Below are 8,664 nucleotides of genomic sequence, written 5' to 3'. Positions count from 1 at the left end.
AAACTGAGTTTAGATTGGTCTCTATACTCGTATCTTACTGAGGGGCTCTATTTTTTTCAAACCTGATATTTAACAATCTACAGGAATGCTATCCTGCCACTTTAGTTTAAGTGAAAAATTTCACATTCTAATTTAAAAGGGCTTCCCATACTCTTAAGATATAATTCAGTCTGTATTCATGGATTTTATGGACGAGGATGAAGAGAAAAAATATAACAAATAAAGGGAGCGATTAATTTCCTTCATAAACTGATAGTAAAAAAGAACCAAATATCATTTGATTCTTCACAGATGTAATCTTTATTTATTATTTTGATTTCTTAATTTCTGATTCAATTGATAAAAGAAGTTTTTTCACTGTTTTTAATTCATTTTCCAGATACTCAAATCGCTTTATTTCATCTTCTTCAATTCGGTGCAAATGCCCTTGCATATCATCGACTTCTTCCTCCGCCCTGTAATTAATGGCAAAATTGACGATAGATTCATTTTTGTCTCTGGCTGCTTGCCTGTTTTGGCTCATCATTATAATTGGAGCTTGAAAAGCTGCTAAAAATGATAAACACAAATTTAAAAGAATAAAAGGTGGTTCATCAAAATGAAACGATTTGGTTAACGCTAAGGTGTTGAATAGCATCCATATAAATAGGATAATGCCGAAAATATTAATAAATTTCCAACTACCACCGAATTGAGCAATTTGATCCGCTACCTTATTTGAAAACTTAGTGTTTTTGTTATATTCATCATCAATCCGATTTAAAATGGTTCTTTTGTATTCCGCTACAATTTCATCTACTCGCCCAGATTCCATCAATGCTGCTACTTTGTTTCCATCATGAGGAAGCTTAATCGAACTTGGTTGATTTTTATAATGCTTTTGTTTCAACTTAATTTCCCCTTTTTATATTTATTTTAGTAGTATAAGATTGTTATTTGGATTAATTTTATATTAATCTTTTATGAGAAATATTATAGTATTTAATTGTCCCATTCAATTGAAATCAGGCTATTAAAGCTTGTGGACAGCCCTAATGGAAATGGTATAAAGTATTCTCTTTCTTAAACAAACGCACCCTATAGTTTAAGTGATAATCTTCACAATCTTTTTTTACCTTAACAAAATCTAATCCCTTAATGTGTAGGGGAATATCAAAAAGACGCCTTCTTACTAAAGAAAAGCGCCCTATAACGTAATAAGCACCCTACCTTTTGATTTCTTAAATGAGGGTGAGAATAAACTCCTCCACATCTTCACCACGTGCATTGGAAAACCCGCTGTCTTGACCAGTGATCGTAAATCCGCATCTTTCCAGTACCTTGAGTGATCCAATGTTGTCTTTCGCAGCACGAGCATAAAGGGGACGAATTGTAACGTGTTTTAGAAATTCCCTTAAAGCGTTAGTTGCAATTCCTTTACCCCAATATTCTTTTCCAATCCAATAGCTAACCTCTGGTTCTCCGAACTGCTCGAAACATGAAATATGGCCAACCACGTTATTTTCGACAATGATCGTCTGCTTCATAATATCCTTATCCGTAAGAATTTTGTTCCAGTGTGTAATGAAGCTATTCCAATCACCGGGGTCCTTACTCGTAAAGGCAGCCATATGGTTTGCTTCACGGTTCTGTTGGTGCTTGAAAAAAATAGGAAGGTCATCCCCAACCACATTCCGAAGCATTACGTTACTCATCAAACTCCTCCTTTATCGTTTACTTTATTTTAACAAACGTGCGTTCCTGTTTCGATAAAATATTGGAATACCAAACCCATTTTATGAAAACAAAAATATATTCTGATTAAACCACTTTGATTTGCCTCTAATAATCCTTTTCCTTATTCTATTAAATGGCCCGATTGTTGAATAAAAGCTAATGACGATTGTTCAACTAACCTGCCCCGTTACTTGAATAACGATAATGAAAAAGGACTGTCGAAACAGCCCATTTGTTGTAAAACTAACGTTTTACGAGTCCTTAAGTAATAACCATTCATTGAATACAGAGTTACTTTTTAAATTGAAATAATATTTAGTAAATCTAACAAATTCTTGCGTATTTACCTCTTTGTATTTATAAAAATCATAATAATTTTTCAAGAATTTTTCAGCCTCTTTAATCCCACCCCTTTTTTCAAAAAATTTCCATAGCATAACTTCTGATTTACCATAAAAATATGAGCTTGAATTTGATGAATACTTATTTAGAGGCATATTTACAGGAAGATCTAAGTCGTTTATTGGTATTGATTCAAAAGGGTTATCATGTTTCGATTTAGAAAAATAATATAGTTTTCCAGCAAAATCAGCGAACCCTTCATCCAACCAAGCTTCATTATAAGGATCATTACTGACAACTGCATAAAACCATTGATGTGCAATTTCGTGAACAACCATATATTTTAGAGAATCAGGGTTAACTTGTGTCAGATTTTGAATTGACCCCGCAGTTACTATACCTGGATATTCCATTCCCATCTGATTTAAAACTATATCTAATTGTTTGAACGAGTAAGAGCCAATATTCTTTTCAAAGAAGCTTAGGGCATCTGAGGCTGTTTCACTTATTTCCTTTATTAAATTTTTATCTTCTTCATTTCCAAATACCCTGATATTTACGTGTCCCTCCTTTTTTTCAGTGACAATTGGCTGTTTAAGTATCGCCATAAAAATTTCTTTTACTTTTTTAACTTCGAATGAACCTTTGTTTTCGCTAGGATATTTATCATTTTCACTAGTTGAGACTAAGGTATACTCATTTGGAATGTCATAGGTTACTTTAAAATCACTGAATGCTGTATGATATGTTTCACCATGGGTTTTATATTCTTCCTTATTCCATTGATGATTTCTATATGTAGTAACCATAGGATAGAATTGTGCCAAATAAAAATTTCCATTATTCTTTGTAAATCTATAACCCTTTTCTGGGAGAGTAAAATCATAGACAAAATCAACTGTAATTTCTTTATTAGAGTCTAATTTTCTTGCCAGAGGAATATTTAATGTATCCTTATCTAGTTTAAAATCAACTTTTGCACCATCGATTGCTACTTTAACAAATTGATCTGTAGATGGCTGTTCTAATTGTGGTGAATTCTTTTTTGTAAACATATTCGGAATAAAGTAAAACACTAAATTGTCCCACGAATCTTTAGAAGCGTTTTTTACTTTTACCGTTGTTTCTAAATGAAACCTTCCGTCTTGATTCATTGACAACCTGATATAATATTGGCTTTGACTTCCTGGGGACACACTTTTTGGAGAGAATTGCATTTTGGGTGTTTTTTCAATTTTAGATGATTCTGCTTGTTTAATATCTTTTAATAGCAACCAAGTAGCGAATGAAATAACAATTATTAAAGGTATTAAAATCAAAACACATTTCTTATTATAAATCGTCCCCCACCCTTTCCTTAATATTCCAATAACAATGAGTATTCTCGATTGTTACTGTTATTCCCTTCCTTTTTTTGGTGCCTTTAATTAAATATCTATAAAAAAAAAAGACTGCCTAAACAGCCCGTTTGTTGTGAAAGTAAAACACCCGTTCGTATTATAAGGTCAGCCAGATATTTCTGGTTGACCAATTTTTATTTGGTTTTATTATAACGGTAGCCGGGGTAGAACGTAAGCACCCGTGGGACTTAGATCCCGTCAGCTAAACAGTTCGCCCCCTACTTGTAGAAACATGATTGAGGCTGGTTGGGACAATGGATCTCGTATAACAAGCGAAGCTATGATACTACAAGAAGGAATTAGGGGTACCGGTGATTTTATTTATTAGAGGAGGAGATTTAAAAATGAATCCAGTCGTTGGTCTGGATATAGCAAAAGGCGAAAGTCAGGTTCAAGCTTTCTTGGATAAGAAAAAACCTTACAAAAGTAGTTTTAAAGTATCACATACTCTGGAGGGATTAGATATTTTACATCAATTTCTTAGAGAAATTGAGAACGTAACAGGAGTTAAACCTCCAATTGTTCTTGAAGCTACAGGGCATTATCATACTCCCGTTGTTCAGTATTTTGAGGACAGGGATTATTTATTAATTATAATAAATCCACTTATCTCCTATCGTGCAAGGAGCTCGAGTTTACGGAAAGTAAAAACAGATAAAATCGATGCTTATCATCTCTGTGAATTGTACTATAAAGAGGATTTGGAGCCCTATAAAAAACGAGGAATTCACCTCTTAAACCTTCGTAATCTAACACGGCAACACGAAAACTTAACTGAAATATTTGTACAATCTAAGCTCCAGTTTCAAGCAGTTCTTGATCAGGTTTTCCCTGAGTATAAAGGTGTTTTTGGGGACTTATATTCTGTTGTTTCTTTACTAACTCTACTAGAATATCCTACATCTAACGATGTCTTAAAAGCTGAAGAGGAAACGATAGCAGATAGAATAAAGGAAAACTGTAATAGTCGTTCTCGTAAGTGGGCGGCTACAAAGGCAAAGGAACTGATAACTGCAGCAGCACGAAATCCCTTTCAGAAAACTTTATATCAAAGCCATATTTTAACGCTAAAAATGTATATCAATATGCTTTTAGAATACCAAAAGCACCTATCAACGTTTCAGGCTGAGATAGATGCTTTAGCAAAAGAACTTATAGAATATAAAATTATCCAATCAATCCCTGGTATCGGAGAAAAAATCGCGGCAATGATTATTTCTGAAATTGGTGAGATTGATCGGTTTAATCATCCTAAAAAACTTGTAGCATTTGCCGGAATTGACCCTAGTATCTTTGAATCAGGAAGGTTCAAAGGAACAGTGAACAGAATAACCAAAAGAGGGTCTAGCAGGCTTAGGCGTGCCTTATATTTAGCCGTTAAATGTGCCATTCGTGATTGTCGAAAAAAGAAAACAACCAAAGATATACTCCCACGCAACAAGAGGTTACGAGAGTTCTATGATAAGAAACGGGAAGAAGGAAAGCCTTATAAAGTAGCTGTAATAGCCTGTGCAAATAAGCTTTTACAATGGATCTATGCAATGTTAAAAAGCAACTCAACTTTCCAAGATATAGCTTAAATAATAAATAAAACTAAACAATACAAAACCTTCCAAAAGTATAATGAAGGAAGGTTATTTGGCATGCACATTTTTAGTATATCATAAAAAATTTTAAGCTTTGATTGAAAAATGTTGACAAACTATTAGCTGGTTTACTTTAAGTACATCAATTCACAATCTGCTTGAAATCAACATTTTACCCACAAAAAAACTAATCGGATTTTTCCGATTAGTTTCTCATACTTATTGATTCGCTTTCTTTACCCATTTTGCAACTGTTACTGTCCTTTTAGCTTGATGTTTAACGGCAGCCTGGACAGCTGAAAAATCTTCAACCATTTTTCCATTCTGATCCACTGTTACACTTATTCCATATGGATTACCGCCTGCTCCAAATATTACTGAATCAGTATATCCTGGAGTTGCAATAATCGCTCCCCAATGGTGCATTGTTGTATATAAAGATAAAATAGTTGCCTCTTGACCGCCATGTGGATTTTGTGCAGAAGTCATAGCACTTACAACTTTATTTACTAACTTTCCGTTAAACCATAAACCGCCCGTTGTATCTAAGAACTGCTTCATTTGTGATGGCATATTCCCAAATCGAGTTGGTACACTGAAAATAATTGCATCTGCCCATTCTAGATCATCTAGTGAAACAGTTGGAACACAAGCTGCAACTTCTTCAGAATAATGCTTCCACGCGGGATTTGAATCAATGACAGATTGTGGAGCTAATTCTGGAACTTTTAATACCTTGACCTCTGCACCAGCTTCTTTTGCACCCTCCAAAGCCCATTGTGATAATTGATAATTTGTACCTGTTGAACTATAAAATACAATTGCAAGATTCACATTTGACATTAATGTCATTCTCCTTTTTATAAAGAAAAATTATTTATAGTTGAACTTGGATTATTATTAATTGCCCCTCTTGTCATTTTCAATTTAAATTTAATTTTAGGTCATTATCATATGGATATTTATTATTCAACCACTTCAAGAGTTACGTCAATATTTCCTCTTGTAGCTTTTGAATATGGACAGAATTCGTGGGCCTTATGTACAAGCTCTTCTAATTTTTCTTTTTCAATGCCATTTCCTTTTACTTGTAACGTTACAGCAATTTTAAATCCTTGATCAACATCATCTTTAAAAAAACTTACATTTGCAGTTACTTGGGAATCAAATTTAACATGCTCTCGCCTTGCTATGTGTTGTATAGCCCCATCAAAACAAGCAGAGTAACCACAAGCAAACAACTGTTCAGGATTTGTAGCATTTGGTAATTCTTTTGCTCTTGGGGTTCCTGGCATCGCTAAATCCATTTTTATATTGCCATCGGACGATTCCACTCTTCCTTGTCTTCCCCCAACCGCTGTGGCAGAGGCAGTAAATAAAGGTTCTTGTTCAGTCATCATTTTCTCCTTTATTGAAAAATGTAATTACATTAAGGTTATTAATAAAAAGTACCTAAAAAAATTTCTCTATTTTCCTAAATTACAACTACTGTTTGTTTGACTAGATTTTCATCATTATTTTCTCTTTGGTATGTTATTAATATTCCTTGGAGATTAAAAGATTTAAAAATTTAATCTATGTGAAAAGATGCAGGCATAGAGCCCCCAAAATGCATTTCCCCTATCTCTATTTACTTAAAAAACTAATCGGGAGGCCCGATTAGTTTATAAAATTTTATTGGTTGGCTTTCTTAACCCATTCTGCAACTGTTACAGTCCTTTTAGCTTGGTGTTTTACCGCTGCTTGAACATCTTCAATCATTTTTCCATCTTGACCAACAGTAACGCTTGTTCCATACGGGTTACCACCTGCTCCAAATGTTACTGGGTCAGTATAACCAGGAGCAGCGACAATGGCACCCCAGTGATACATTGTTGTATATAGTGATAAAATAGTTGCCTCTTGACCGCCGTGCGGGTTTTGAGCGGAAGACATTGCACTTACAACCTTATTCACTAGCTTCCCATTAAACCACAGACCACCAGTTGTATCTAAGAATTGTTTCATTTGTGCAGGCATGTTACCAAATCGAGTAGGTACACTGAAAATAATGGCATCTGCCCATTCCAGGTCTTCTAATTTAACCTCTGGAACATCCTTTGTTGCTTCTACATGTGCTTTCCAACCTGGATTTCCTTCAATAACTGATTGTGGTGCAAGTTCTGGTACTTTAAGAACCTTTACTTCTGCACCTGCTTCTTTTGCCCCTTCAGCAGCCCATTGTGATAATTGATAATTTGTTCCTCCCATGCTGTAATAGATCACTGCTAATTTTACATTTGTCATTTTTTCTGCCTCCTTATCAGATGAATTTCCAAATAGTTTGGATAAGAAACTCATTTATTACACCACCTATTATTTCTATCTTCCTAATTTATTTATTCACTATTCTTTTTTCATTTCTATAATTAAGATGTGTGACGTTTCAACGGCTTTAATTTGAATATCTTCTTCAACAATCTCCATTCCATCTCTATCGGACAACTCAATATCATTAATTACGGAAGTGCCTTCAATTTGAACTAAATAAGCCTGCCTGCCCTCTTTTACAGGGAAGGTAATCTCATTTCCTTGATCCAATTCCAATGAAAAAATGTTTGCATTCTGATTAATTTTGATTGGGGCATTTCCGTTTAATCCTGAAACCATATGCAAAAAATTATTCTTTCTGTCTTCCCAATTGAATCTATAATCACCGTAGTTTGGCTCAAGTCCATTTTTTACGGGGAGAATCCATATTTGCAAAAATCTAAGTGTATCTTCACCTAGGTTATACTCACTATGAAGTACACCTGTACCTGCACTCATGTATTGAACTTGACCACGAGTAACAGTGTTATTATTTCCCATGCTATCACCATGTGTTAATTCCCCATTGACATCGTATGATATGATCTCCATATCCCTATGAGGATGGACACCAAAACCTTTTTTCGCTTCAACCAAATCATCGTTGATTACTCGTAAAACGCCGAATTGGATATTGTCAGGATTAAAATAATCTGCAAACGAAAAATGGAATTTACTTTTTAACCATCCAATATCACTAGAACCCATTTTGCTACTTTCGATTTTTTTTAGCATAAAATTTCTCTCCTAAGTTCATTTTCAACAACCCATTTGGTGACAACGTACTATTTACTCCATTGTTTAACTACTTGCTCTTCGGCTATGTGCATAATTTTTTCACAAGTCATTCCTTTTTTAGCAAGGACATTGGTTTGATAATTTTTACCTTTATAATTAACTGTAACCATTACCTCAAACATTTTTAATTTCTCCTTTCAACAATAATTGTCCCTTTGTATCACCGTTTAAATAGTATTCTTGGATTCAAGGTGTTATAGTTGGATATACCGTTTTATGGTCCGCCAGTATCACTAATTGTTTTTCATTAGGTTGATAATTTACTTGTGCATCAGAAGAGTAATACCAGGTCTTTTCCGTTTCATTTACCTGAAATACATTTAACTCATGCTTAAAATTCAAAATTTTTGAAGACGTTTCTTCATCAACTGGCAGGCTAATCTCCCAACGTTCACCTTTATTTACAATCGTATAAAGTTCAGTTTGGCAAAGTAGGCGGCTCCCGATAGAATGACGAATCAATAGCATTTAAA

The 8,664-nt window shown here is 34.2% G+C and carries 10 protein-coding genes; 1 reads left to right on the top strand and 9 read right to left on the bottom strand.

The window, feature by feature from the left end:
* Positions 1–307: 307 nt before the first annotated feature.
* The 3 genes from J2S10_RS24515 to J2S10_RS24505 form a co-directional block, all read right to left on the bottom strand.
* Positions 308–889: a DUF1003 domain-containing protein gene (locus J2S10_RS24515; protein ID WP_307413341.1), complete on the bottom strand. Its 582-nt coding sequence runs from the start codon at positions 887–889 to the stop codon at positions 308–310.
* A 331-nt stretch (positions 890–1,220) separates the two neighbouring features.
* Positions 1,221–1,694, bottom strand: a complete 474-nt coding sequence (locus J2S10_RS24510; RefSeq protein ID WP_307413339.1) for a GNAT family N-acetyltransferase — start codon at positions 1,692–1,694, stop codon at positions 1,221–1,223.
* Between the two features lie 273 nt (positions 1,695–1,967).
* Positions 1,968–3,377 carry a M1 family metallopeptidase gene (locus J2S10_RS24505; RefSeq protein ID WP_307413337.1) on the bottom strand — a complete coding sequence of 470 codons (1,410 nt, stop codon included), beginning with the start codon at positions 3,375–3,377 and terminating at the stop codon, positions 1,968–1,970.
* 425 nt (positions 3,378–3,802) lie between these two features.
* On the opposite strand from J2S10_RS24505, the gene J2S10_RS24500 reads away from it, so the two are divergent.
* Entirely contained in the window at positions 3,803–5,038 is a 1,236-nt protein-coding gene (locus J2S10_RS24500) for an IS110 family RNA-guided transposase (RefSeq protein WP_307413335.1), read from the top strand.
* Positions 5,039–5,263: 225 nt separating this feature from the next.
* Here J2S10_RS24500 and wrbA (J2S10_RS24495) read toward each other — a convergent pair whose 3' ends face one another.
* From wrbA (J2S10_RS24495) to J2S10_RS24470, 6 genes are all read right to left on the bottom strand, one after another.
* On the bottom strand, positions 5,264–5,887 hold the full coding sequence (gene wrbA, locus J2S10_RS24495; protein ID WP_307413333.1) for an NAD(P)H:quinone oxidoreductase: 624 nt from the start codon (positions 5,885–5,887) through the stop codon (positions 5,264–5,266).
* A 122-nt stretch (positions 5,888–6,009) separates the two neighbouring features.
* Positions 6,010–6,441, bottom strand: coding sequence for an organic hydroperoxide resistance protein (locus J2S10_RS24490; RefSeq protein WP_307413331.1), 432 nt, complete (start codon positions 6,439–6,441; stop codon positions 6,010–6,012).
* Positions 6,442–6,718: 277 nt separating this feature from the next.
* Positions 6,719–7,330 (bottom strand): NAD(P)H:quinone oxidoreductase, encoded by a 612-nt coding sequence (gene wrbA, locus J2S10_RS24485; RefSeq protein ID WP_307413329.1) that lies wholly within the window; start codon positions 7,328–7,330, stop codon positions 6,719–6,721.
* Positions 7,331–7,429: 99 nt separating this feature from the next.
* Positions 7,430–8,128, bottom strand: a complete 699-nt coding sequence (locus tag J2S10_RS24480; protein WP_307413328.1) for a pirin family protein — start codon at positions 8,126–8,128, stop codon at positions 7,430–7,432.
* 50 nt (positions 8,129–8,178) lie between these two features.
* Positions 8,179–8,313, bottom strand: coding sequence for a BA3454 family stress response protein (locus J2S10_RS24475; RefSeq protein ID WP_307413326.1), 135 nt, complete (start codon positions 8,311–8,313; stop codon positions 8,179–8,181).
* Positions 8,314–8,377: 64 nt separating this feature from the next.
* The gene (locus tag J2S10_RS24470) at positions 8,378–8,659 is read right to left on the bottom strand and encodes a hypothetical protein (protein ID WP_307413324.1); all 282 of its coding nucleotides are present in this window, start codon (positions 8,657–8,659) and stop codon (positions 8,378–8,380) included.
* Positions 8,660–8,664 lie beyond the last annotated feature (5 nt).

Source organism: Neobacillus ginsengisoli (genome assembly GCF_030813055.1).
The sequence above is the reverse complement of the archived record's forward strand: the minus strand, read 5'-3'. Positions and strand labels throughout refer to the sequence as shown.